Below are 25,609 nucleotides of genomic sequence, written 5' to 3'. Positions count from 1 at the left end.
AGATAATGGCGCAGCGATTCGTTACGGAGAATTATACGGAGCAGCTGGAAGTAATATCAACTTTGTAAAAAAGATAGACGACACAACTTTCAGACTTCGTACTTACGAAAGAGGAGTTGAAGACGAAACTCTGGCTTGTGGCACTGGCGCAACTGCTGTTGCCATCGCTATGAATGCCACTGGCCAAACCGATGCAACTTCGATTAATATTGATGTTGAAGGCGGAAAACTAGTAGTTTCTTTTGATAAAACTCCAAACGGATTTACAAATGTTTTCTTGAAAGGACCTGCTAAATTTGTTTTTAAGGGAACAATTACTATTTAATTACGAATTACGATGTACGAATTGCGAATTAGGAATTTGAAATTACGAATTATTGATTAACAATTAAGTAATATGAAATCAGAGAATGTGATTCAAATTTATAATTAAGTTCAGTCTGAATTCATAATTCATAATTTCAAATTCATAATTAATTTTATAAAATTAAGTTCAGTCTAAATTCATAATTATTTATATGAAAACATTAAAAGGCGATAACATTTACATCCGCGCGCTTGAGCCCAATGATTTGGAGTTTATTTATGCTATCGAAAATGATCAGCGTATTTGGGAAGTGAGCAATACCAATACGCCTTACAGTCGTTTTTTGGTAAAGCAATATTTAGAAAATGCGCATCAGGATATTTACGAAGCCAAACAATTGCGGTTGGCGATTTGTCAGGATCAGGATTTTCCAGCTTTGGGACTCATAGACTTATTTGATTTTGATCCAAAAAATAACAGAGCAGGCGTAGGTATTGTGATTCAGGATGATGCAAACAGAAACCAAAACATTGGCACCGAAGCTTTAGATCTGCTCATTCAGTATTCTTTTTATAATCTAAATTTACATCAATTATATGCAAATATTGGCTGCGAAAACGAAGCCAGTATTGCACTTTTTACTAAATTTGGTTTCCAAAAAATTGGCGTAAAAAAAGATTGGACTCTGGTAAATGGTATTTACAAAGACGAAGCAATTTTTCAATTAATTAATAATCACACGGGCGACAGCGAACTGACGCAGTAACTTTTAAACCCCCACATTTTGAATCTAAAAAAAATAGTATCATTAGTATCAGTTGTATTGATTTCCGTATTGATGGTTTACGGATTAGTTTTAATATATCAAATTTTTAGTGGTAACACAAAATTTACCGAAAAAGAAGTGTATGTATATGTTCCAACTGGCTCCGATTATGAGAAGGTCAAGGAATTATTAGTGCCGTATGTAAAAAACATCAACCGCTTTGAAATGGTAGCTGGAAAAACAAGCTATCCCGAAAATGTAAAAGCAGGTCGTTTTTTATTGAAAAAAGGAATGAATAGCTACGAGTTGGTCAAAGCGATGAAGTTTAATGATCCAGTACGTTTGGCTTTTAATAATCAGGAACGCGTTGAGAATTTAGCCGGTCGTGTAGGTACACAAATAGAACCAGATAGTTTAGAATTACTAAACACCTTTAGAGATTCTATCTTCCTAAAAGAAAACGGTTTTACCGAAGATAATGTACTGGTAATGTTTATTCCAAATACGTATGAAGTGTATTGGAATACTTCGGCAGAGAAGTTTCGCGATAAAATGATCAAAGAGTACCATAACTTTTGGAATAAAGAAAGGACTGCAAAAGCTGCTGCTCAAGGTTTAACGCCAGTTCAAGCTACAATTTTGGCTTCGATAGTACATAAAGAATCAGTTAAAAAAGACGAAAGACCAAGAATTGCAGGTGTTTACCTGAACAGGTTGAAATTGGAAATGCCATTACAAGCTGATCCAACCGTTATTTTTGCAATGAAAAAGAAATCAAATGATTTCAATCAAGTGATCAAAAGAGTTTTCTATAACGACCTGATCATGAAATCGCCTTACAATACCTATGTAACTATTGGACTTCCTCCGGGGCCAATCGCGATGCCTGATATTACAGCTCTTGAAGCCGTTTTAAATCCCGAAAAAAACAATTATATCTATTTCTGCGCCAGTGTTGAGCGTTTTGGCTATCACGAATTTGCCGCTACTTTGGCAGAACACAATAAAAATGCCGAAAAATATTCAGCTTGGATTAATAGCCAAGGCGTTCAGAGGTAATTTTTAATAATCTTGTTTTCAAAAGCTTCAAATCTGTTCAGACAGTTTGGAGCTTTTTTTATTCTTCCAAAAGCAATATAAAACGGCATTTCTTAAAAGGTGTAATCAGAATTATTTGGGCAAGACCGCATTTAGGAAAAGGGGCTAAATTTACATGCACTTATACGCCCCTTTCCCTAAATGCGGTCGGGCTATCCATGCTACTTCGGTAGCTTATTCCTATCCCTCTTGCGGCTTTTAGGTTTCAAAATAGACATATTTGAAACATGATTGAAATAGGGGTGGAAATTGAAAAATCTCGGTATTTTAACTAAAACGTTATCGCAAAATGATAAAATTGTAATATTTTGACTCTAATTTTGCGTTTTCAAGACGTTTTATGTTTTTTTAAACAAGAATTATCTTATTTAAATTTAACTTTTTCATTGCAATTTCATTGAATTTAGAATTTTTTAACAAATTCAGAACCTCCGCAGAGTTAAGGACTTATGGTGAATTTTACGACGCTGTTTATAAAATTAACGGGTTGATTTTCAGCTTTATTTTTATAAACCGTATCTTTGAGCATAGAAATTTCTTAATGGTGACAGCGTTTAGAAGAAAACACATTTATGATAAAAAAATGGTATTTTTACACAACTTTAATTGTTGTAGTAGCTTTTTTAAGCTCAGGTTTTAAACCATCAAAATTAGAATCTACCCCCTGGTTTCTAATTAACGATTCAGATGATACATCCTACTTACTACCATCGTTAAATGTGACTGATTATACCAATTCTGAGATTCCCTATACTGGAACTTTCTTTATTGGTTACAAAGAAGCAATCGGCTTCAGAGAGTCACAAGGAAAATACAAAAAAATTAATTCTCATGGTTATTTAGGCAAATACCAATTTGGTATTGAAACTTTAAAAGCTGTTGGTATTCACGACAGTGCCGCTTTTCTAAATAATCCAAAAATGCAGGAAAAGGCTTTTATAGCTCTTTTAGCCCAAAACAAATGGCATTTGAGGTTCATCATTGAAAAATATGAAGGAACCGTTCTAAACGGAATTCGTATTACAGAATCTGGAATTTTGGCAGCTGCACATCTTGCAGGTGTTGGGACCGTCAAAAAATTTTTCAGACACCACGGGAAGCGTAATTTTAGAGACGCTTACGGAAGTTCGTTAAGAAGTTATCTGAAGAAATTTGGAGGATATGATACCTCTTTCATTGAAGCAGATAGCACTGCAAGTGTGAACTAATTTTTTTAGCTTTAAATTAAAAAGCGTCTATTTGAAATTTTAAAATAGACGCTTTTTTTAATTATAAATAAACTGTAAATTTAAAAATCAATCAATTAGGATTTCTAAAATTTTGATGGCTGCTTCGCTAATTTTGGTTCCAGGACCAAAAACGGCTACCGCTCCAGCATCAAACAAAAATTGATAATCCTGCGTAGGAATCACTCCTCCAACAATTACCATAATGTCTTCTCGTCCGTATTTTTTTAGTTCTTCAATTACTTGAGGAACCAATGTTTTGTGTCCAGCCGCAAGAGATGATACGCCAAGAATATGCACATCATTTTCTACTGCCTGTTTCGCAGCTTCGGCCGGTGTTTGAAATAAAGGGCCAATATCAACATCAAAACCTAAATCAGCATAACCAGTAGCGACAACTTTGGCTCCACGATCATGTCCGTCTTGACCCATTTTGGCAATCATTATTCTCGGCCGGCGTCCTTCTTGTTGAGCAAAGGTGTCAGCCAATTGCTTTGCTTTTTCAAAACTTTTATCGTCTTTCATCTCTTTGTTATATACACCGCTAAAAGATTTTATTTGTGCTTTATATCGACCAAAAACATCCTCTAGTGCGGAACTAATTTCTCCTAATGTACAGCGATTTCTGGCAGCTTCGATAGCGAATTCTAATAGGTTTCCGTCACCATTTTGAGCGCAATTAGTTAATTTTTGAAGGGAATCTCGAACTTTATCATTATCTCTTGCTGCTTTTATCCTTTCTAATCGTTCGATTTGTTGTTGCCGCACCATTTGATTATCTACATCCAGTATTTGTAATGGATCTTCTTTCTCTAATCTATATTTATTGACTCCTACAATAATGTCTTGGTTACTATCTATTCGTGCTTGTTTACGAGCAGCAGCTTCTTCAATTCTAATTTTAGGAATACCTGTTTCAATTGCTTTGGTCATCCCGCCTAATTCTTCTACTTCTTCAATTAGTTTCCAGGCTTTTTCGACAATTTCATTTGTTAGATTTTCTACATAATAACTGCCAGCCCACGGATCTACAGTTTTGGTGATTTTCGTTTCGTCTTGTAGATAAATCTGCGTATTTCGGGCGATACGTGCCGAGAAATTGGTTGGTAACGCAATGGCTTCGTCTAAAGCGTTAGTGTGCAAAGATTGCGTTCCGCCAAAAACAGCTGCCGCTGCTTCAATACAAGTTCGGGTAACATTATTGAAAGGATCTTGCTCTGTTAAACTCCAGCCTGATGTTTGACAATGGGTTCTCAGTGCTAGTGATTTATCGTTTGTCGGATTGAATTGTTTGATTAATTTGGCCCAAATCATTCTGGCTGCTCTCATTTTGGCAATTTCCATAAAATGATTCATTCCGATTGCCCAGAAAAAAGACAGGCGAGGGGCAAAATCATCTATCTTCATTCCAGTTGCCAATCCTGTTCGAATGTATTCTAAACCATCAGCAAGAGTGTAAGCCAATTCGATATCGGCAGTTGCTCCAGCTTCCTGCATATGATATCCTGAAATGGAAATTGAATTGAATTTCGGCATTTTTTTGCTGGTAAATTCAAATATGTCAGCGATGATTTTCATCGATGGAGTAGGAGGATAAATGTAGGTGTTGCGCACCATAAATTCTTTCAAGATGTCATTTTGAATAGTTCCCGAAAGTTGTTCTGTTCTCACTCCTTGTTCTTCAGCAGCAACGATATAGAATGCCAGAATTGGTAAAATTGCACCGTTCATCGTCATCGAAACGGACATTTCATCCAGCGGAATTTGATCAAACAGTACTTTCATATCTTCTACAGAGTCGATAGCGACACCAGCTTTACCAACATCACCAACCACTCGTTCATGATCAGAATCATAACCTCTGTGGGTTGGTAAATCAAAAGCGATGGAAAGTCCTTTTTGTCCGGCAGCCAGATTTCGTCTGTAAAAAGCATTACTTTCCTGAGCGGTCGAAAATCCTGCATATTGACGAATTGTCCAAGGTTTGCGAACATACATTGTGGTATGAGGGCCACGTAAATAAGGTGCAAAACCAGCTCCAAAATCAAGATGTTCGATGTTTTCTATATCTTTTTCGGAATATTTTTTATGAATTTCAATTCCTTCGGCAGTTAGAAAATGTGATTCCGTAGAATTAATTTCTAAATTATCGGAACTTTCAAGCTTGATATGTTGTAAATCTTTTCTTTTCATTTTTTAGCCTTAGTTCCTTAGTTTTGACCAAATTAATTTATGTTTATCTAAAACCTTATAATTAAATATCTAATATCAAAAATCACTCATTTGATAATCTTTCCTGTTCCATTTTTTCTGCCAATCTTTTTTCTATAATTGGAGTAATCAGTGTTTTTCTGGGTTTTATTTTTACAAAAGGAAACAATTCTAAATCATGTTTCATTTTGTCTTCTTTGTTGGGATATTTATTGGTGCCTAATAATGTTTCTTTTCCAGAATCGAATAGATTTTGTTCAAGATCGGCGCTTTCTTGAATTTTTCTTTTAATAATGCCTTCGTTGAGGTGTTTTAGAAATCCACCTTTAGCTTCAATATCTTTAAATAAAGCTAATGCTTTTTCAGCTAATTGATTGGTGAGGCTTTCAATATAATAACTGCCATCAGCTGGATTATCTACTTTATCAAAGTAACTTTCATTTTTTAAAATCAACAATTGATTTCTTGCTATTCGGTCACCAAATTCATTGTCTTTGTGGTACAATGCATCATAAGGCAGATTCGAAATTGCATCAGCTCCACCAAGAATTGCACTCATGCATTCGGTAGTGGTGCGAAGCATATTAACATTGTAATCGTAAATGGTTTTGTTTCGTTTAGTTGGAGTCGCAATTATGTGACAATCCAAATTGTGCCCATATTCCTGCGCTATTTTTTTAAACAAAATTCTAAATACCCGAAGTTTTGCAATTTCAAAAAAATAATTGGAGCCAACTGATATTTGAAAAATTATAGGTTTATTGATGTCCGGAATTCGGTTGAAATACTCATTGGCATGAGCAAGACTGTAAGCAATTTGCTGTACGATATTGGCTCCGGCATTTTGATACAATCCGCTATTAATACTTATAAATGATAGGGATGAGGTTACTGCAGAAAGTGTATTTAAAGTGTCAAAATTATTTTTTTCTTTAGTAGTGTACCAATTTCCATCTTTGGCTAATTGTCCTATTGGGTCTATTAGGCAATAGATTGTTGCTTCTTTTTCTTTTGCAATAGCGTCAATCTTTTTTACGAAATCGATTGATAAGAATTGGAAATGAAAATATATAGAAATTTCTTTTAAAGGCAGTTTTTCTAATAGTTTAGCAATGTTTGTATCCTCGTTCGGAATAGTGAAACGGATGCTTTCTGCGCCACGATTAATGGTGTCTAGCGCTTTTTCAATTGATTTGTCTAAGTCAAAAACAAAAATGTTTTGGCAAATTTTGAATTGAGATGCTTGTGTAGAAATGTGGTGTTTTTTAGTAAAATCTTCTTTATCATAAAATGGCTTTACTTTAATGTCTTCAGGAGAATTCCAGATTAAAGTTTCATTATAATCGGCACCATTGAGTTCAAATTGAATTTTTTGTTTCCAAAGTTTTGCTGAAACGGGACTAAAATCATCGAATAAATTCTTGGCCATTTTTAATTATAATTAGATTAATATGCGACAGAATTATTTTTTCTTCACAGTATCACCATCAAATTGAATGATATAAATATCCTCACTATCTTTTTTCATATAGTATTTTTCACGAGCATATTTTTCAATTTGCATAGGATTTTTTAACTGTTTGATGTTTTCTTCGTCCTTTTTGATTTCTTCTTGATAATAGGAAGCATTGTCCTCAAGTTCGTCAATTTGTTTGTTTAAAAAGCGATGTTCAAAGTAGGAATAATTATCAAGGAAAACCATCCAAATTAAAAATGATAACGAGACCCAAACGTATTTGTTGCTCAGAATTTTAAACCAATAGCTATCTTTAAATGGGTTTTTCATTGGGGTTTTTGCCTAATTTTAATAGTAAAAGCGAATTATGTTTTGAATTACTTCGTCTTATAAATAAGTATAAATCGATGCCTTTTTAGCAGCAATAAAATTACAACAAAATTATAAAATACGTTGATTAATTACTGCACGAACTACATCAATAGCAACCGTATTGAATTTGTCGTTTGGAATTATAATATCAGCAAAAGCTTTTGTAGGCTCAATAAATTGTTCATGCATTGGTTTTAGCGTTTGTTGGTAACGGTTTAAAACCTCGTTCATATCACGGCCTCGTTCGGTAATGTCTCTTTTCATACGACGAATTAACCGTTCATCAGAATCGGCATGAACGAAAATTTTGATGTCAAAAAGATTTCTAATTTCAGGATTTGTAAGGATTAAAATTCCTTCAACGATCATTACTTTTCGTGGATGAGTGATCACAACATCATCCGTTCTGTTGTGTTGTATGAATGAATATACTGGCTGTTCGATTGTATTTCCAGCTTTTAATTCTTTTAGATGTGCTATTAGTAATTCAAAATCGATTGCTCGTGGATGGTCGAAATTGATTTTGGAACGATCCTCGTAGCTTAAATCATGTGTCTCTTTGTAATAAGAGTCCTGCGCAATAACCCCAACTTCGGCCTCAGGCAATTCATTCATGATTTGATGTACAACGGTTGTTTTTCCAGATCCTGTTCCTCCTGCAATTCCTATAATAAGCATAACTAAATTTGTTTGTTTGTTGTGCAAAAATAGAAATAAATCTATTGATATCTAAAATTTAGTAGGTGTTGGGAAGTTATTATTCAAAAAAAAAGACTTGAATTCTTTTTATTTTGAGTTTTTGTTAATTAACATAAACTTGGAATGCAGAGCTTATTTTTTAAGAATAAAAAAACCTTCTTGATTTCAAGAAGGTTTTGTCGGGGTGGCAGGATTCGAACCTGCGGCCTCCTGCTCCCAAAGCAGGCGCGATAACCGGGCTACGCTACACCCCGTATTGCGAGTGCAAAGATAAGTTTTATTTCTGCTTTTCAAAGTATTTTTTAAAAATAATTAAAATTTATTTTAGTATCAATATTTTGGATTTATAAGGCTGTGAATTTTTTGGAATAAAGATTACATTTGTACCTCAAAAAATATAAACATGTCAGATACAATCGAAAAAATAAAATGTCTTATTATAGGTTCTGGTCCTGCAGGTTATACAGCTGCAATTTATGCTGCCAGAGCTAACATGAACCCAGTATTATATCAAGGAATGCAGCCTGGTGGTCAATTGACCACTACCAATGAAGTTGAAAATTTTCCAGGTTATGTAGATGGAGTTACTGGTCCGGAAATGATGATTCAGTTGCAACAGCAAGCGCAACGTTTTGGAGCCGATATCCGTGACGGATGGGCTACTAAAGTAGAATTTAATTCAGGAGGCGTTCAAAAAGTTTGGATTAATGATAAAATCGAATTGCACTGTGATACTGTGATTATTTCTACTGGTGCATCGGCTAAATATTTAGGATTAGAATCAGAACAACACTATTTGAAAATGGGTGGTGGAGTTTCTGCTTGTGCGGTTTGCGACGGATTTTTCTACAGAAATCAAGAAGTAGTAATCGTTGGAGCAGGGGATTCAGCTTGTGAAGAGGCGCATTATTTATCTAAATTATGTTCTAAAGTAACAATGCTTGTTCGTTCTGATAAATTTAGAGCTTCAAAAATTATGGAAGCACGTGTTCGTAAAACTGAAAACATTTCTATTTTGATGAACCACGATACTGTTGAAATTTTAGGAGATGGCAATGTAGTTACTGGCGTGAAAGCTAAAAATAAAACAACTGGTGATATTTTTGAGATTCCTGCTACTGGTTTCTTTGCTGCAATTGGACACAAACCAAATACAGATATTTTCAAAGATTATTTAACTCTTGACGAAACAGGATATATTGTAAATACTCCAGGAACTTCAAAAACAAATGTTGAAGGAGTTTTTGTAGCTGGTGATGCTGCCGATCATGTGTACCGTCAAGCAATTACCGCTGCGGGAACTGGCTGTATGGCTGCTTTGGATGCTGAGAGATATTTGGCTGCAAAAGAAGCTTAATATTATAAAGAGCTTAAGCTGCGAGATTGTTTATTAAATTAAAAAGTTCGTAACAAACCAATTTTGGTATTTGTTACGAACTTTTTTTTTTAACCTTGCTAAAAAAACTTAGCAACTCAGCAGCTTAGCAACTCAGCAACTTAAAAAAATTACTTCAACTTTTTAATCAATTGGGCTTCACCTAGAAACTTACGAACTTCTACTCTTGGTTCTCCTAATAAGAATATTTTCGAATTGCTATTAGCATCAATTATAACAGATGTATCAACTCTTAAATTAGAAATAGCATGATCTTCGACAGTAATATCTCCATTTTTGATATTAAAGTTATTTCCGGTAAACTCTGAGTTATTATCTTGACGAATAATTGCGTTAGTAGTTTCACCTTCAATTATGGCTATTGTTTTTTGATACATATCAAAAGCAAGATCAGTTGTTGAGATTAAAGCTTTGATTTGTGAATTTTTGCTCAACTGAATCTTTGATTTCTCAGCCTTTAAATTTAATTCAGTCTTTGTTTTATCATCTGAAATTAAACTGAATTTTTTAGAATTCACATTCAGATATAATTTGGCATAATCCAATGATCTAAAGATAATGTCATCTAATTGAACGGCTTCAAGAGCATTTATAATGGAAATATTTTTTGCTGTAACCGATTTTAAATCATTGGTATATTTGATTTTTAATGTCAGTTTTTTGAAGCTAGTTATTTCTTTGGTTGTATAAATTCGAAGTGTTTTTTCTTTAAGATCAAAAGAAATAACATCCTGAAGGTTGTCGTCCGATTCTATTTTAATTTCGTTTTTGGGACCTTTTTCTAAGAATACAGTTAGATTGTCTTCAATTTCCAAAGCGGTGAATTCACCAATTTCTTTTGGTTTTTCGACTACTATTTTTGACCCTTTTATTTTTTCTTTATTTTGACCAATAGCCAGCGTTGTTACTAATAGGAATAAAACAACTATTTGTGAATATTTCATTTTGTACATTTTGGGTTAAGTGCAAATATAAAAAAATCACCCATTTGAGATGGATGATTTTTTTGAATTTTAACTTTGATAAATTATTGCTGATGAACGCTTCCTCCTGAGTTTTCCTCTTTTTGAATCGATTTAGGAGTTTTGTTGTAAGAGATATTTCCACCGCTTGACGCTTCGGCTTTTAAACTCACAATAGGGGAAACCGTTGTTGACGAACCGCTTGATGCATCGGCAATAACCTCATTTACTAATAATTCGCCAGCATTCAGGACGGAACCACTAGAAGACGATGTTTCTAAACGAATTGCTTTTCCATCAATAGTTTGATTGCTGGCACTGCTACTATTTAATTGAATATTCTCATATTCTAATGTAGCATCAATAGAACCAGCACTCGAAGAAACCAGATTAATGCTATTTCCTTTTAATGTATTGTTGCAATTGATAGTTGAAGCAGAGGAGGCCTCAAGTCCTTCAATAACGGGCATTTTAACAATTATTTTTTTGGAAGTAACATTGATAAAATTTCCTTTATTGCAGGAAATAACGAGTACACCATTTTCTATTTTTGTGGTAATTTCCTTTTGTAAATTATCATCAGCAATTACTGTTATTTCGGTTTTATCCGACTGCTCGATAACCAGATCTAAAGCATTGCTTACTTCTACATTTTTAAAATCTCCTGTAACAGTTCTTTTCTCCGTAGTAACATGACCGCTCCCGGTTATAGAGTTCAGCATGTTTTGATTACATGAGCCAAAAAATAAGGCCATTAATGTAATAACAATAAATTTGGTGATTAATGTGATGACTTTTAGCATGGCAATTGGTTTTTTAGTTGATTCAATAGTTCTTGGTATCTCTTATTTGGTTTTTATGATTATACCGTCTTTGCTGATTTTCAATCCCTTAAATTCTTTTTTGTTTGTGATAACAGAATCTTTTGTGATAATGACACCGTTTTTAGTGATAGTTACACTGCCTTCTGTGTCATCATCATCTGATTCTACATCGTTATGGTCATTTTCATCGGCAGGGCAGTCCAAACATTTTACTTTTGATTCATCCACTCTGTAAGTGTATTTGTCAGAGCTGTAATGCATATTAAAAAAATCATCATTTGACCAGTCATAATTTTGTACACTGGAGTCTGTTTTAAACAAAGTTCCAGTTGGTAAATACAATGTAATTTCGACTTCTTGATCACGGAATTTATTTTTAAAATCAGTCATTAAATAATTGTCTAATATTAATTGATTTCCAACAATTTGGTAGTCATATCGAATTGCTTCTGATCTTTTTTTGGCCTCAGACAATGATTTTCCTTTGGATTCTTTTTCGATTTTAAAATAAATATATTTTTCGTCTGATTTTTGGATTTTGATATGAACATTGTTCGAATAAATAATGTCATTGTTCAATGAATCTTTGGTAACCATAAATTCGTGTCTGTCATTTACATCTTTAGCGAAATAATTATTGTGCCTGAATTTAATGAAAAGCGTATCTGCTGGTTTAATATTGATTGTTTGTGTTTTAATGGTTCTTCCGCTTACTGCGAATGCTGTAGCTTGTTGTATCCCGATAGAAATTGCAATAGAAACTGCAATTAGCCAAACTGCTAATAAAGTGTATTTTGCAATATTTCCAATAGATTTCATATTAGGAGCCAATAATTTGAAACCCAACATTGTCATGGAAAAGAACGGAATACCAATAACCAAGAACATTAACAGTCCAAAAGACCAGATTGGATAATCGGTAAAATTACCTGCTTCAACAAAACTTTGCCAAGGAAAATCCATTGAAACTGTAGTTCCCAACGTGAACACTCCAATGAAGAGTAAAACTAACACGGCCAAACCTCCAATTATCAAAATCACTCCTAAAATTTTTGCAAAAATTTTAAAAACGGTCATTATAAAATCACTAAAACCGCTTCCTATTTTTTGGGCTCCATATTTTACCTGATTGCCAAATTTGTCATAGTCACCATTTTTGAATTTGCCAGAAACACTTTCAAATTCTTCGCGAACTTTTTTTTCGATGTTCGAAATAGTGACTGGTTCTCCAGTCATTTCAAGTTTTTCAGATGTAGTTACCGCCTCAGGTGTTACAATCCAAAGAATAATGTAAAGCAAAATCCCAGTACCAAAACCAGCAAAAACAAAAATCAAAAACATAATTTTTAACCAAACCGATTCAATTCCAAAATAGTGTCCTAAACCAGTGGCAACCCCGCCAATCATACCATTTTCTTTATCTCGGTATAATTTTTTAGTCTTTCTCGGAGCAAAATAATCAGCTGTATTTGCACTTGGGCCATCTTCTTCAATAATGTAATCTTCAGGCTGTCCCATAACAGTAATAACTTCATCGACTTCTCTAAGTGTTACTACATGTTTTTCGCTTTTTTGTTTCTCTGTCAATAATTCCGAAACTCTCATTTCGATATCCTTAATGATTTCGTCTTGACCAGATGATTTCGACAGCGAACGTTTTATCGCATCAAAATAGCGGGTTAATTTTTGGTATGCATCTTCGTCAATATGGAAGAACATTCCCCCTAAGTTTATATTTACAGTTTTGTTCATGACTATTATTTTTGGTTGGTTATTAAGTTTACGGCATTAGACAATTCCGTCCACGTGCCATCCAATTCGTTTAAAAATGTTTGTCCAATTTCGGTCAGGCCATAATATTTTCTTGGCGGTCCCGATGTGGATTCCTCCCAACGATAGTTGAGCAATCCGTCGTTTTTTAGTCGGGTTAATAATGGGTAAATTGTTCCCTCTACGACCAATAATTTAGCGTCTTTCAAAGTGTCCAATATTTCTGAGGTATAAGCGTCTTTCTCTTTTAATACGGATAAGATACAAAACTCAAGAACACCTTTACGCATCTGGGCTTTAGTGTTTTCAATGTTCATAATTTTTAATTTGAGTTGATTTGTTGATTAAACTGTTCATTTTTTGATTGATTGAATTGATGATTTATTTTAAAATTTGATTGATTGATAATTTGGGCGTGACCACTTCCCGATAAAAGGGCTACTTCACTTTACCTTTATACGCCCTTTTATCGGGAAGCGGTCGGGCTATCCGCACTACTTCGGTAGTTTGCTTCTATCCCTCACGCAGCGTTTCAAATCGATTTTTCCAGTTTGTACAAGAACTTTTCTAATGACTAACGACTAATTATTTTAAAAAAGGAATGGTCAACGGATAATTATACACTTCTCCATTCGCCGCTTTTATAGTTGCAAGAATCACTAGAAAAAACTCTGCTATTTTGATACCAGCAAGAACTAACAATGCCAAAACACCAATCGTTAGTAATCCAATACTATTTCCATAATCGAAGTTGATAAAAAGATCATGATTATCATTGATTAAATCATTAAAAGAGATATTTCTAAAAACGGTTACCAAAAACACAGGAACAGCAATTAGAATTAAAACCAATGAATAAACTAACATACTCAACTGAAAATTCAGAGCTTGTTTACCATTATGATCTATAAATTCAGATTTATCCTTTTTTGAAGACCATATTATAATTGGAAAAATATAATTTCCAAACGGGAAAATATATTGAGTCAATGTACTTAAGTGCGTAAAAGCGGCTAGGTTTCTTTCGTTTGAAGTTTCCATTTTTTTTGATTGTTTTGATTTCGTTTTTTGATTGATGATTGATTTTTTAAAATTGCCAAATATGACTTACCTAGTAATTTCTTATACAAATATATGTTCAAAAGACAGTATCTTGTATCGCATAGTAGTGTATATTAACAAAAAATTAACATTTGTCAATTTTAATAAATGATTTTTTGTATTGAAAAAGACATGATAAATTTATTGACTCCTCTCTGTAAACCATTGTTTTGTCTAGCATTCTTCATTTTTTTCTATTTCATGAATAACTAATCAACAATCATTTATATGCGCGCATAGTATTTTTTGTATTTTAGCAAAAAAAAATCACTATGGGATTAACAGTTTCAAAATTGAATCAGTTTGTTTTTTTCAAATTACCATCTGCATTTATCTGTGGAGTACGTGTAAAATCAATCGACAAAGACCAATGTGTGGTAACTGTAAAACACAGATGGATTAATCAAAATCCGTTTAATTCGATGTACTTTGCTGTACAAGCAATGGCAGCCGAGTTGACTACGGGAGCATTGGTAATTGATAAAATTCAAGATAGTGGAAAAAAAATATCAATGCTGGTTGCTAATAATAAGTCCAATTTCTCTAAAAAAGCAACTGGTCGAATTACTTTCGTTTGCAAAGACGGACATTTGATAGAAGATGCAATTCAAAAAACAATTGCCAATGGAGAAGGACAAACATTTTGGATGAAATCAATAGGAACAAATGAGGACGGAGTGCAAGTTTCAGAAATGGATTTCGAATGGAGCATACGTGTAAAATAGGCAGATTTTAAAAATAAAAAAAAGCTTCGTTATCTTAAAACGAAGCTTTTTTTAATATAAGGCAATAGGTGAATTAATAATTATAAATAGAAGACAACCTTAGATTCAAATTTGACGATTGCATTCTTGGGGCTAGAATATAAATCTTGCATCAAATATAAGCAAAACTATATCGTAATAGTCTTAAAATTTTATTAATTTTTGGTAAAGTGAAATCAATTTTAAAATCTACAGTCTAATTAAAGTGTGACAATTTGACATTTTATAAGTTTTGGCAGTACTTTTGCAATCAAAAATTAACGAATAAAACTATGTTTAAGAATTTTTTTAAAAATAAAAGTAATATGACTACAGAAAATACAGAATTCGATCAAGAAATAGATGACGTGGCATCAGAAAATAATGCAAATGATACTGCAAATGATGAGCAAAATATTATTGAAGAATTAAGTGTTGAAGAGCAATTAGCACAAGACTTAGCTAAAGAAAAAGATAAATTCTTGAGATTGTTTGCCGAATTTGAAAATTACAAAAGACGTACTACTAAAGAAAGAATCGAATTATTCAAAACTGCTAATCAGGAAGTATTACTTGCGATGTTGCCAGTATTAGATGACTTTGATAGAGCAATTGTAGAAATCAACAAATCTGATGATGAGTTATTGGCTAAAGGTGTGGAATTAATTCACGAAAAGTTGAAGAGTACTTTGGTTACCAAAGGTTTGGAAGTTGTTGATGTAAAACCTGGTGATGCATTTAACGCTGATTTTGCTGAAGCAATTACACAAATACCTGCTCCTTCTGATGATATGAAAGGGAAAGTTGTAGATGTTCTTGAAAAAGGTTACAAACTAGGAGACAAAATTATTCGTTTTCCAAAAGTGGTAATTGGGAGCTAAAAAAATAAAATCCCAAAAATAAAATCCCAAATTCCAACTCCTTTAAATTAATGTGTTTTAATGAAAAGGTTTGATTTCCTAAGTTGGAATTTAGAATTTAAGATATTGGAATTTACTTTATATTATTATGAAAAAAGATTTTTACGAAATATTAGGCATTTCAAAAAATGCAGATGCTGCTGAAATTAAAAAAGCTTATCGAAAAAGCGCATTGAAATACCATCCTGACAAGAATCCAGACGACAAAGAGGCAGAAGAAAAATTCAAATTGGCTGCCGAAGCTTATGAAGTACTGAGTGATCCTGCCAAAAAAGCAAAATATGATCAATATGGTCATCAGGCTTTTGATGGTGCTGGAGGATTTGGCGGTCATGGTGGCATGAATATGGATGACATATTTAGTCAGTTTGGAGATATTTTTGGAGGCGGTTTCGGCGGATTTGGAGGCGGAGGCGGAGGTTCTCGCCGCGTAAAAGGAAGCAATCTACGCATCAAAGTAAAATTGACTATTGACGAAATCGTAAATGGTGTAGAGAAAAAAGTAAAAGTAAAACGTAAAGTTCAAGCACCAGGAGTAACTTATAAAACTTGTTCAACTTGTAATGGTCAAGGACAAGTAATGCGTGTAACCAATACTATTTTGGGACGTATGCAATCGGCTTCAACTTGTCCTACATGTGGTGGTTCTGGTCAGATTTTGGATAAAAAACCAAATAATGCCGATTCTCAAGGTATGATTTCTGAAGACGAAACGGTTTCAATAAAAATTCCAGCTGGTGTTGCTGATGGAATGCAATTGAAAGTTTCCGGTAAAGGTAATGACGCTCCAGGAAATAGCGTTTCTGGCGACTTAATTGTTGTTATTGAAGAAATAGAACATGAGTTTTTGAAACGTGAAGGCGAAAATCTACACTACGATTTATACATCAGTTTTGCAGAAGCTGTTCTTGGAATTTCAAAAGACATTGATGCTGTAAACGGAAAAGTAAGAATCAAATTGGAAGAAGGAATTCAATCTGGTAAAATTCTCAGATTAAAAGGAAAAGGTATTCCAAGTATCAACGGTTACGGTAGCGGGGATTTATTAGTTCATGTAAATGTTTGGACGCCAAAAACGTTAAACAAAGAACAAAGACAATTCTTTGAAAAAGCATTAACGGATGATAACTTCACCCCAAGCCCTGAAAAATCAGATAAATCATTTTTTGAAAAAGTAAAAGATATGTTTTCTTAAGTTTTTTTGAAAAGTTTAAATACTAAAAATCCCCATTCTAGATTGGTTTTAGAATGGGGATTTTTTATTTTTTGACACAGATTAAAAATTATTCTCACAGATTAATTGAGATAATCATTTTTAATCTTTGTAAATTTTGTTAGCTGTTTGTAGGTGAGGGAATATTTGGTTTTTCAGATATTATTTTATTTTTTCTCATTGATAAAAACCTTCCATAAGTTAAACTACGCCAAAGCCATTCTAAAGGACCAAAAGTGAAATATTTTAGCCATACAACTGCAATAACGATTTGTACAAGATAAATTCCGATTCCCAATAATTCTACTTGCCATAAAGTCATTGTGGCATAATAACCCAATGCATAAGGGTAAAAAATGATTATTCCGAATATGGTTTGGCATAAATAACTGCTAAATGACATTCTTCCAACGTATTTTAAACCTACCATGACTTTTTTTCCGAGATTGGATTCATAAAGCATTGATAAAAGTGAGATATATGAAAACGACAAACTCACTTGTCCGAAACTAGATATGATTTTGTAAAGGATATCATTCCAATTTGACGGAAATTCAGCCATACTTCCCGTTATTTGTTTTGCTGTATATGTAAGCACAAGTCCAACGCTAAGATAGGTAAGCATTAGTGTTATAGAAGTTGATTTTTTACTGAAGTAATTACTATCCATCATGCAAAAACCTACAATAAAAAAAGCAAAGATTTTAAAAAGTCTTCCTGCTGGCATAAGATCAAAATACCGCCATAGAACATGATGAAAATTCGCTTTAGTAACCTCCCAAAATGTTCCGTGTTGGAATGGTGCGATTACATCTGCAGGAGTTAAATCTGCATAAGTATGAAGTGCAAGTCTTTGTTCGGAAACCATAAAACCTGGTGAATAATACAACATGAATATGTTTGTAAATATTGGAATTATAAATGCAATTGCAGCAATTACAAGTAATTTTTTAGTTTCAAAATTTCGGAACTGTACAAAAACAAAACCCACTAAAGCGTAGATAAAAAGAATATCACCCGACCAGAAAAAAGTATGGATTAAACCAAACAGCATCAAAAAAGAAAGACGTCTATAATACATCTTCATGAAACTTTCCTGATTGTTCCTGTTTTTGTTGAATTGAATATAAAATCCCATTCCAAAAAGGAGAGAAAAAATAGTGTAAAACTTCGTATCAACAAAGAAACCGTTTAATTGATAGACAAATTGGTCAACATTCAAATTAGGCCATTGTTTAATTTGAGTAAAAGGCATGAATTTAATGCCGCTCCAACTTAATATGTTGGCTAGTATTATGCCTAACAATGCAAATCCGCGTAAGGCATCAAGCACTTCTATTCTTTGATTGGGATCAGAGGGTATTGGTTTTGTCATATTTAACTTTTTAAAATTTTATATAAATGCATGAAAGTTAATTCATGTTTTTCAATTTTGTTTTGACATTAAATTTTCAAAAACTTTCAAATTCCAATGAATAAGGAAAATCTCTTTGGAGTTATTTAGGAATTTTCACAGTTGTGATTTATAAATTGGTAACTGCTTATTTATGTTAAAGATAGGAAATATTCTGAAAGATTTGTATTGGTTTAGTTGATTTATCGTAGTTTTTTAATAATTAATTTATAAAATTACGATGACACTCATTAAGCTTCAATTGTAGACAATTTTTATATAAAAATCATTTTTCTTACGCATTATTTTCTTTTGAAAAAAAGTTCAGGTAGAATGATTTTGACTTCTTGTTCCATTCCTTCTTTTTGCCAGTAAACAATAAAATTTATTCTGACATTTTTTAATTCAAAACCTCTTTTAGTCATATTTTCAATTTGTCTAATAAATTGCTGAGAGAATTTTAAAACGGATTGTCCTTTAGCGTTAAAACATTCATATCCGCTTAAAATTAAAACATCTCCGCTTTTAAATTGTGAAACTAAATGTTGTCTAGTTACAAAGTAATCTAACCAAATGTCTTTGAATGTCAAATGCATTGCAATTTCGTTTGGAGGTGAATATGTTTCTTTGTCTTCAATTTGTTCCAAATTTTCTGCTGAGAGATTGTTAAGAAAATCGGAATTCAAATGAATGGTTAAGTTTTGTTTGGCTCTGGTCATTGCGACATATAATTGTCGTTTGGCTTGCTCTGTTGTTGAATTGAAATTTTCAAGTAACAAGAAAACATTATCAAATTCTTTTCCTTTTGCTTTGTGAATAGTTGAAACGAAAATGGTTTCACCGTTTTCATTAAAGAAATCTTCCAATTTGGATTCGCGGATGAAAACTATCAAATCGGATTTGTATTTTTTCTTTGGATTTGTTGCTTCAAAATCTTTTATGATGTTCATACAAACTTCCAATTTGGTGCTGTTACGAAAAGTATTTATCAGTTGTCGTTTTGCATTGTCCCAAATGTCATTGCTTATTATAAATACATCATCTTCTAAATTTAATGCATTCAAAAAGAATCTAACTTCTGAAAGATTGAATAAACTGAAACCATCATTAGTTTGAATCAGTTTGGCTTGTATTTTATTTTTTTGAAGTAGCCCAGTAATTTGTAGCGCTTCTTCATTCGTCTTTGTTAGTACACAGGTAGTTCCTGTGAGTCCAGTTGTGAGAATATCATGCACAAGTGGAGTAATAAGATTGGAACTTTGATAACGAATCAATTTTATTTTTCCATTATCAGCTTGTTTGGCTATTATTGGAGTTTCTTTTAGTCGATTTGGAATTTGTTTCGAAAACTGATTAGTAAAAGCCACAAGATTACTTTTGCTTCGGTAGTTTTCAACCAATTCATGTTTGGCAGCTTTATTTACTTGAATAAATTGTTCCAAATATTTTGAACTTGCACCTCTAAATTCATAAATATTTTGGTCATCATCTCCAACAGCAATAACTCTCATGTCCTCGTTTTGTTCCATCAAAACATTTATCAGATGGAATTCATCCTGATCCATGTCCTGTGCCTCGTCAATTACTAGGACAGTCTTGGTAATCCGGCTGGCTTCTACTTCTTCATTTTTGATTTTTTCAATTGTCTTTTTCAAAATCAAATCTGATTTTTCTAAGCTTCCAACTTTTCCAAGTAGGTCAAAACAGTACGAGTGAAAGGTTTTTATTTCAATGAAATTGGCGGCATTTCCAATAAGTTGAAGCAATCGTTTTTTGAATTCTGTAGCTGCGGCTCTTGAAAAAGTCACCATGAGCAACTGCTCGTGCTTTACATCTTCCATCAAAAGTAGCGAAGCAAGTTTGTGTACTAAAACTTTTGTTTTTCCACTTCCGGGTCCGGCTGCAACTACAATATATTTTGTTTCATTATCAGTTATAATTTTTAATTGCGTGGGTGAAAGTTCTCCAAAAAGTTGTCTGAATTTAGCTGGTGTCAGGTTTCGCTTGATTTCATTTTGTCTGCTACCTGGAAAATATTTATTGAGAAAAGAGGAATAGTTTAATTGAAAATAATCTTCAACAAACTGCAATGCATTTTTGTAGTCAATGATCATTTTTTTAGCATATTCACCAACAATATGAATTTGTTGCACTTTATTTTCGTAAAACTGATTTAGTTTTTGATAGTCATCTTTTGTGTAGCGTTTTTTATTGTCTTGTTCCGTTCGTTCAATAGTTAAGCGGTTGTATACAATTAGAAATCCACCTTCAATTTTGACAGCCTCTATTCTTGATAAATAAAATAGTGTATCTTCAATGTCATCAATGGTGATATCCAATCTAAGATTTATGCCATTTTCATAGGCTGCTTTTAATTCATGTACTGAAAATTCAACTAAAATTTCTTCTTTATCTTTTTCTCCATTTGCAATATTCCAATTGCTTTTTTCATAAAGAAATTCAACTAGGAACTTTGCTAATTCATATCTTTTTTCTAATTTTTCTTTGAGTATTTCTTTAGGATGCAGAGAAACTATAGCAATATGATTTTTTGAATATTCAAGATTTTGTCGCTTAATCCAATTTTTGATTACCCAAAAATTGATGAGCGTTTTTATTTTGTTGGTATTTACATCAACACAACCATTTGCTTCAGCATTTTCGTTTAGTTCTTTAATGTGAAATGTTTTTTCTTGTTGTTCAAAATAAGGAAGCAAGAAGTTTTCAATTTTGCTGAATGATTCTACTATAGTAAGAGAGCGGTTTTTGTTTTCTCCTCGTTTGATAAATGCGGTCAAATCCTTTGCATCTGCTAAAATTTTTTCCTCGCGGAGTAGATTTACAATATTAATTACTTCCTCTTTTATAATCCCCAAATGGTCGCTTATGTAGTCAATTCTGGATTCAGGGGTCTCTTCATTTGACGTTTTTCTGTTTTTGCTAGAAAAGAGTTTCTTGATAATACGGACTGCTTTTTCTTTCTGTTTTTCCTCAAATCTTTCGGATGTAGTTATCTTGTCAATAGCTTCTTGTGCGGTTTTGGATAAAATACTATTAGCAAAAACTCTTGGCATGTTTTGTCCACGCTTCAAATAGCCTGCGTCTTCTAATGCGGCAACGGCAGTTGTAACTCTTGTTTCAATTTCTGCGACATTATCGTCCCATCCTGCTATTCTCGCAATTTCAAGAGCAGAATTAGAAACAGTGGATCGAAATTTTGTTATGTCTTTTATGGCTTTCCAAATTTGTTGAATTTCTTTGATAGAAAGTTTGGTTTGATTCAATAAAATAAAGTGTTTACTGAGGTCTTCTTCATTGAACAAAACAAAACAATCGGCAACAATATTTTCGTCACGGCCAGCACGACCAGCTTCCTGGATATAATTTTCAAGCGAGTCTGAAATTTCATAATGGATTACGACTCCCACATCTTTTTTGTCAACTCCCATTCCAAAAGCTGATGTTGCGACCATTATTTGGGTTTCTCCATTAATGAAAGAATCTTGATTTTCGGATTTTTCTCTTTTGTCCATTTTTCCATGATAAGGTTTTGCATTAAAACCATCTTTGGACAACCGTTCTGCAAGTAAATAGGCTTTTAGTGTTCTTGAAACATAAATGATAGTGGGACAATTCTTTTCTTCAATCAAATCTCTGGCAGTTTGATATTTTTCTTCTTCATTATCTTTTTCAAAAACTTTGTATTGAAGATTGGTTCTTGATGCTTTTGAAGTGAATAGTTCCAAGTGAAGTGAAAGTTTTTCTTTAAAATAATCACGAATATCCTCAATAACTTTTTGTTTTGCTGTGGCTGTAAAACACGATACAGGAATTCCACCTTCCAGATTTTTTTTGTCTTGAATTAATTTGATAAAATCGCCTATGTATAAATAGTCAACTCTAAAATCCTGTCCCCATGAAGAAAAACAATGTGCTTCATCAATGACAAAACGAACAATTTTTCGGCCTAAAACTAATCTTTCAATAGTTTTGGATCGTAATGATTCAGGCGAAATATAAAGAAGTGATGCTGAGCCGTCTTCAACTCTTTCGTAAGATTTGGCTCTTTCAATCGGGTCAAGTAACCCATTTATGGTAACTGAATCGGTAATTCCAATTTTTTCAAGATTATCAACTTGGTCTTTCATCAAAGATTGCAAAGGAGAAATTATGACTGTTAAACCTTTTGAGTTTTCTCCACTCATCAAGGCAGGAACCTGAAAAGTAATTGATTTTCCTCCTCCTGTTGGAAAAATAGCAAGTAATGATTTATTGTCAATTGCAGCTTTAACTGCTTTCTCTTGCAACGGATCATCTCCGTAAGTTCGGTACGAATCATAGCCAAAAAATCTTTTTAAACCCTTATGGATGTTTAATGCATTATTACAGTAAATACAGCCAGTCACACAAGGTTTGTTTCTCATCTGAAACAGTATTCGTTCTACTTCTGGATAATTTTTCAGAACCCATGGAGGTGTGATAGAATGAACTTTTTTGTAATGAATAAAAGAGTGAATTAGCGATAAACAGTAAGCAAGTTCGATGGGGTGTTCTTCTATTATTTTCGTTAAGTTAATTTGTTCGCAAATTTCATTTTTAAACTTTTGGCGAATGAGTTCTTCAAGATTTGTATTCGTGATTGAGTATCCTATGAAATGAAAAAATGCTGAGAATTCTTTTTTGTCGTTTAACAGTAAATAGAAAATTTGTTGAAGAGTTTCTTCGGTTTGTTTGAAGGAAGCAATTTCATCATTGAATAAATCTCTAGCTTTAATGGAATCATTTAAAGGATTATTTGCGTCTTCGGATTGCAGTTTGTCATCTTTTAATAAAGAATGATAGGGTGTTGTTGGGAAAAGTAATGGCGAAAGGTATAAAGTATCAATTATGTTTGCAGGATTGATATTTGCCTCATTTATTGCTTTGCCAATATATTTGATATCATGTTTGAAAATGTTGTGCCCACCAATAAATTTTGTTCCATTGAGAAAATGAGTGAATTCTGTAACTGAACCTCTGTGGAAATAACTTCCATCATTTTTAATTGCACCAATGTCAAGGATTTTTTGATTTTTAGGTTCAATTTCAGTATCGATGAATGCGATTGAAAATTCGATATGTTGTTGTTCTCCTATCAATATTTTGATTGTTTCAATGTTTATTGTTGAATTGTTTGATCTTGTTGTTTTTAGTTTACTGGCTGTCAGTTTGTTTTGGTTTTAATATTTATTGAATATAAATATACAAAACAATTAGTATGGCAAAAAATGACGCCGATAAAAGGTTAAATGACAGTACAAGAAACTTTATTTATTGAATGTATGCTAATGCACAAAAACTATGCAACTTTAAAAGTTTTAAGAATCTATTAAGATGTTTTTATCGGCTAATTGCGAACTATCTTTCAAAGGTTTGGGTTTTGTATTAGAATACTATCATAATCGGTAGTAATTGACTATTTTTGCAATTCTAAAAATGAAGCATGAATAATATACTTGAAGTAAATAAAGTGATTAAGCAGTATGGTGATCATGTCGCTCTTAATTCTGTTTCTCTTTCAGTTCCCAAAGGCAGCATTTATGGTTTGTTAGGTCCAAATGGTGCTGGAAAAACTTCCTTAATTAGAATCATCAATCAAATTACAATGCCAGATAGTGGCGAAGTTATTCTGGATGGAGAAAAGCTTCAGCCTAAACATGTTCAATACATCGGTTATCTTCCTGAAGAAAGAGGGTTGTATAGTACTATGAAAGTAGGCGAACAATGTTTGTATTTGGCACAAATGAAAGGATTGACCAAAGCCGAAGCAAAAAAACAACTTGATTATTGGTTCGACCGTCTGGGTATTCAAGGTTGGTGGAACAAGAAAATTCAAGAATTATCCAAAGGAATGGCTCAGAAAATTCAGTTTGTAGTTTGTGTTTTGCATAAGCCAAAATTGCTGATTTTTGATGAACCTTTTTCAGGTTTTGATCCCGTAAATGCAAATGTGATTAAAGACGAAATTTTGGCATTAAAAGAAGATGGCGCAACCATTATTTTTTCGACTCACAGAATGGAAAGCGTTGAGGAATTATGTGACCATATTGCTTTGATTCATAAATCGAATAAATTGATTGAAGGCAAACTCATTGATGTAAAAAGACAATACAAAACAAATACTTTTGAAGTCGGAATATTATCAGATAATGTTGAAGGCTTGATGTTTGACATTACTCAGAAATTTAAAGTAGATCAAGCTAATTTTAAATCATTGAACGATGAAATAAAATTAGAAATTCATCTAGGGACTGCTACGCCAAATGCATTGCTGACTGTTTTAACACAACGAGGTCAAGTAACCCATTTTGTAGAAAAGATTCCTAGTGTGAATGATATTTTTATTCAAACGGTTAGCCAGTAGATAGCTAATGTTTGAGTTAAAGTATAAAAAATACGACTGTTAAAATCTTTGTTTATATTTGTAAATGCAAAATTCTTTAAAAAATGAACTGCACAATATCCTTTCAGGAAAGAACAAAATTGGGTTTGGAACAATTATCCAAACAATCGCCTGTTACCTTAAAGATGGCGAAAAAACAAGCGCAACAACTGAAAACGCAAAGCATCTCAAAAAACAAGAAAGAGAGAGATTAGAAATTTATATTTCTGATAAAAATCTTTGGATAAAAGAAATAGATTTTTCTCAATATGTCAGTGAAGGTGCTGAACAAAAAGTCTATTTAAAAGACAGTCTGCATGTTTTAAAACTTAATGATGCAATATATTATAATTCTTGGAAGGATTATCTATACAATTTATTGCTTCATAATTATTTTTTCTCTGATACAGCTTATGAATTAATTGGTTTTACGAAAGACAATGAAATTTTATACGCAGTGGTACAACAAAATTATGTGTTGATTACTGCGAATACAGATTTATCTAAAGTAAAGACATTCTTAACCTTAAATGGATTTGAAAATAATAGAAATAATGATTATTATAATAAAGAATTAGGAATAATTTTAGAAGACCTGCACGACGAAAACGTACTAACACGAAATGATGTTTTATATTTTTATAGATACTGTTTTTTATTTAAAGGACGAATTCTGGCAGAAATAAATCGAAAATTAAAATTATACATCGAAATCATAAATCGTAAATAAA

21 protein-coding genes and 1 tRNA gene are annotated in these 25,609 nt (G+C 32.8%); 10 read left to right on the top strand and 12 right to left on the bottom strand.

What is annotated here, in order from left to right:
- The 4 genes from VLC96_RS03675 to VLC96_RS03660 all read left to right on the top strand — a co-directional run.
- The coding region (locus VLC96_RS03675) for a diaminopimelate epimerase (protein ID WP_491700812.1) at nucleotides 1-325 on the top strand (325 nt) is incomplete at its 5' end.
- Between the two features lie 193 nt (nucleotides 326-518).
- Entirely contained in the window at nucleotides 519-1,073 is a 555-nt protein-coding gene (locus tag VLC96_RS03670) for a GNAT family N-acetyltransferase (RefSeq protein ID WP_325260698.1), read from the top strand.
- Nucleotides 1,074-1,091: 18 nt separating this feature from the next.
- Complete coding sequence (gene mltG / locus VLC96_RS03665; protein WP_325260697.1) at nucleotides 1,092-2,132, top strand: endolytic transglycosylase MltG; 1,041 nt, start codon at nucleotides 1,092-1,094, stop codon at nucleotides 2,130-2,132.
- Nucleotides 2,133-2,743: 611 nt separating this feature from the next.
- Nucleotides 2,744-3,379: a peptidoglycan-binding protein LysM gene (locus VLC96_RS03660; RefSeq protein ID WP_325260696.1), complete on the top strand. Its 636-nt coding sequence runs from the start codon at nucleotides 2,744-2,746 to the stop codon at nucleotides 3,377-3,379.
- Between the two features lie 87 nt (nucleotides 3,380-3,466).
- Here the strand turns inward: VLC96_RS03660 and scpA are convergent, their stop codons facing one another.
- The 5 genes from scpA to VLC96_RS03635 all read right to left on the bottom strand — a co-directional run bounded on the left by scpA (nucleotide 3,467) and on the right by VLC96_RS03635 (nucleotide 8,389).
- Nucleotides 3,467-5,590 carry a methylmalonyl-CoA mutase gene (gene scpA / locus VLC96_RS03655; RefSeq protein WP_325260695.1) on the bottom strand — a complete coding sequence of 708 codons (2,124 nt, stop codon included), beginning with the start codon at nucleotides 5,588-5,590 and terminating at the stop codon, nucleotides 3,467-3,469.
- A gap of 82 nt (nucleotides 5,591-5,672) precedes the next feature.
- The gene (locus VLC96_RS03650) at nucleotides 5,673-7,037 is read right to left on the bottom strand and encodes a methylmalonyl-CoA mutase subunit beta (protein WP_325260694.1); all 1,365 of its coding nucleotides are present in this window, start codon (nucleotides 7,035-7,037) and stop codon (nucleotides 5,673-5,675) included.
- Nucleotides 7,038-7,070: 33 nt separating this feature from the next.
- Nucleotides 7,071-7,394, bottom strand: a complete 324-nt coding sequence (locus tag VLC96_RS03645; protein WP_325260693.1) for an FtsB family cell division protein — start codon at nucleotides 7,392-7,394, stop codon at nucleotides 7,071-7,073.
- A 111-nt stretch (nucleotides 7,395-7,505) separates the two neighbouring features.
- Entirely contained in the window at nucleotides 7,506-8,114 is a 609-nt protein-coding gene (udk, locus tag VLC96_RS03640; RefSeq protein ID WP_325260692.1) for a uridine kinase, read from the bottom strand.
- 200 nt (nucleotides 8,115-8,314) lie between these two features.
- Nucleotides 8,315-8,389 (bottom strand) — tRNA-Pro (locus VLC96_RS03635).
- Between the two features lie 149 nt (nucleotides 8,390-8,538).
- Here VLC96_RS03635 and trxB point away from each other — a divergent pair.
- Entirely contained in the window at nucleotides 8,539-9,492 is a 954-nt protein-coding gene (gene trxB, locus VLC96_RS03630) for a thioredoxin-disulfide reductase (protein ID WP_325260691.1), read from the top strand.
- 149 nt (nucleotides 9,493-9,641) lie between these two features.
- Here the strand turns inward: trxB and VLC96_RS03625 are convergent, their stop codons facing one another.
- From VLC96_RS03625 to VLC96_RS03605, 5 genes are all read right to left on the bottom strand, one after another.
- Entirely contained in the window at nucleotides 9,642-10,475 is an 834-nt protein-coding gene (locus VLC96_RS03625) for a GIN domain-containing protein (protein WP_325260690.1), read from the bottom strand.
- Between the two features lie 83 nt (nucleotides 10,476-10,558).
- Nucleotides 10,559-11,296, bottom strand: a complete 738-nt coding sequence (locus tag VLC96_RS03620; protein ID WP_325260689.1) for a head GIN domain-containing protein — start codon at nucleotides 11,294-11,296, stop codon at nucleotides 10,559-10,561.
- A gap of 42 nt (nucleotides 11,297-11,338) precedes the next feature.
- Complete coding sequence (locus tag VLC96_RS03615; RefSeq protein WP_325260688.1) at nucleotides 11,339-13,069, bottom strand: PspC domain-containing protein; 1,731 nt, start codon at nucleotides 13,067-13,069, stop codon at nucleotides 11,339-11,341.
- A 5-nt stretch (nucleotides 13,070-13,074) separates the two neighbouring features.
- Complete coding sequence (locus VLC96_RS03610) at nucleotides 13,075-13,404, bottom strand: PadR family transcriptional regulator (protein ID WP_325260687.1); 330 nt, start codon at nucleotides 13,402-13,404, stop codon at nucleotides 13,075-13,077.
- 268 nt (nucleotides 13,405-13,672) lie between these two features.
- On the bottom strand, nucleotides 13,673-14,128 hold the full coding sequence (locus tag VLC96_RS03605) for a DUF4870 domain-containing protein (protein ID WP_325260686.1): 456 nt from the start codon (nucleotides 14,126-14,128) through the stop codon (nucleotides 13,673-13,675).
- A gap of 332 nt (nucleotides 14,129-14,460) precedes the next feature.
- Between VLC96_RS03605 and VLC96_RS03600 the strand changes: the two genes are divergently transcribed.
- From VLC96_RS03600 to dnaJ, 3 genes are all read left to right on the top strand, one after another.
- The gene (locus tag VLC96_RS03600; RefSeq protein ID WP_325260685.1) at nucleotides 14,461-14,913 is read left to right on the top strand and encodes a DUF4442 domain-containing protein; all 453 of its coding nucleotides are present in this window, start codon (nucleotides 14,461-14,463) and stop codon (nucleotides 14,911-14,913) included.
- 344 nt (nucleotides 14,914-15,257) lie between these two features.
- The gene (locus VLC96_RS03595) at nucleotides 15,258-15,812 is read left to right on the top strand and encodes a nucleotide exchange factor GrpE (RefSeq protein WP_325260684.1); all 555 of its coding nucleotides are present in this window, start codon (nucleotides 15,258-15,260) and stop codon (nucleotides 15,810-15,812) included.
- A gap of 127 nt (nucleotides 15,813-15,939) precedes the next feature.
- Nucleotides 15,940-17,046, top strand: a complete 1,107-nt coding sequence (dnaJ, locus tag VLC96_RS03590; RefSeq protein ID WP_325260683.1) for a molecular chaperone DnaJ — start codon at nucleotides 15,940-15,942, stop codon at nucleotides 17,044-17,046.
- A gap of 139 nt (nucleotides 17,047-17,185) precedes the next feature.
- On the opposite strand, the gene VLC96_RS03585 is transcribed toward dnaJ, so the two are convergent.
- Nucleotides 17,186-18,439 carry a DUF418 domain-containing protein gene (locus VLC96_RS03585; protein WP_325260682.1) on the bottom strand — a complete coding sequence of 418 codons (1,254 nt, stop codon included), beginning with the start codon at nucleotides 18,437-18,439 and terminating at the stop codon, nucleotides 17,186-17,188.
- A gap of 320 nt (nucleotides 18,440-18,759) precedes the next feature.
- On the bottom strand, nucleotides 18,760-23,595 hold the full coding sequence (locus VLC96_RS03580; protein WP_325260681.1) for a RecQ family ATP-dependent DNA helicase: 4,836 nt from the start codon (nucleotides 23,593-23,595) through the stop codon (nucleotides 18,760-18,762).
- 344 nt (nucleotides 23,596-23,939) lie between these two features.
- Here VLC96_RS03580 and VLC96_RS03575 point away from each other — a divergent pair, with 344 nt between their 5' ends.
- Nucleotides 23,940-24,860: an ABC transporter ATP-binding protein gene (locus VLC96_RS03575; protein ID WP_325260680.1), complete on the top strand. Its 921-nt coding sequence runs from the start codon at nucleotides 23,940-23,942 to the stop codon at nucleotides 24,858-24,860.
- A 64-nt stretch (nucleotides 24,861-24,924) separates the two neighbouring features.
- Nucleotides 24,925-25,608 carry a putative polyvalent protein kinase domain-containing protein gene (locus VLC96_RS03570; protein ID WP_325260679.1) on the top strand — a complete coding sequence of 228 codons (684 nt, stop codon included), beginning with the start codon at nucleotides 24,925-24,927 and terminating at the stop codon, nucleotides 25,606-25,608.
- Nucleotide 25,609: the final 1 nt, after the last annotated feature.

This window comes from Flavobacterium sp. (assembly GCF_035456085.1).
Taxonomy (GTDB): domain Bacteria; phylum Bacteroidota; class Bacteroidia; order Flavobacteriales; family Flavobacteriaceae; genus Flavobacterium.
This window is presented reverse-complemented; position numbering and strand designations above follow the sequence as displayed.

Bases quoted from the DNA above. Each gene is read 5' to 3' on its own strand.
- VLC96_RS03670 (WP_325260698.1), top strand. From the start codon at position 519: ATGAAAACATTAAAAGGCGATAACATTTACATCCGCGCGCTTGAGCCC.
- VLC96_RS03660 (WP_325260696.1), top strand. From the start codon at position 2,744: ATGATAAAAAAATGGTATTTTTACACAACTTTAATTGTTGTAGTAGCT.
- scpA (WP_325260695.1), bottom strand. From the start codon at position 5,590: ATGAAAAGAAAAGATTTACAACATATCAAGCTTGAAAGTTCCGATAAT.
- VLC96_RS03650 (WP_325260694.1), bottom strand. From the start codon at position 7,037: ATGGCCAAGAATTTATTCGATGATTTTAGTCCCGTTTCAGCAAAACTT.
- VLC96_RS03645 (WP_325260693.1), bottom strand. From the start codon at position 7,394: ATGAAAAACCCATTTAAAGATAGCTATTGGTTTAAAATTCTGAGCAAC.
- udk (WP_325260692.1), bottom strand. From the start codon at position 8,114: ATGCTTATTATAGGAATTGCAGGAGGAACAGGATCTGGAAAAACAACC.
- trxB (WP_325260691.1), top strand. From the start codon at position 8,539: ATGTCAGATACAATCGAAAAAATAAAATGTCTTATTATAGGTTCTGGT.
- VLC96_RS03625 (WP_325260690.1), bottom strand. From the start codon at position 10,475: ATGAAATATTCACAAATAGTTGTTTTATTCCTATTAGTAACAACGCTG.
- VLC96_RS03620 (WP_325260689.1), bottom strand. From the start codon at position 11,296: ATGCTAAAAGTCATCACATTAATCACCAAATTTATTGTTATTACATTA.
- VLC96_RS03615 (WP_325260688.1), bottom strand. From the start codon at position 13,069: ATGAACAAAACTGTAAATATAAACTTAGGGGGAATGTTCTTCCATATT.
- VLC96_RS03610 (WP_325260687.1), bottom strand. From the start codon at position 13,404: ATGAACATTGAAAACACTAAAGCCCAGATGCGTAAAGGTGTTCTTGAG.
- VLC96_RS03605 (WP_325260686.1), bottom strand. From the start codon at position 14,128: ATGGAAACTTCAAACGAAAGAAACCTAGCCGCTTTTACGCACTTAAGT.
- VLC96_RS03600 (WP_325260685.1), top strand. From the start codon at position 14,461: ATGGGATTAACAGTTTCAAAATTGAATCAGTTTGTTTTTTTCAAATTA.
- VLC96_RS03595 (WP_325260684.1), top strand. From the start codon at position 15,258: ATGACTACAGAAAATACAGAATTCGATCAAGAAATAGATGACGTGGCA.
- dnaJ (WP_325260683.1), top strand. From the start codon at position 15,940: ATGAAAAAAGATTTTTACGAAATATTAGGCATTTCAAAAAATGCAGAT.
- VLC96_RS03585 (WP_325260682.1), bottom strand. From the start codon at position 18,439: ATGACAAAACCAATACCCTCTGATCCCAATCAAAGAATAGAAGTGCTT.
- VLC96_RS03575 (WP_325260680.1), top strand. From the start codon at position 23,940: ATGAATAATATACTTGAAGTAAATAAAGTGATTAAGCAGTATGGTGAT.
- VLC96_RS03570 (WP_325260679.1), top strand. From the start codon at position 24,925: ATGCAAAATTCTTTAAAAAATGAACTGCACAATATCCTTTCAGGAAAG.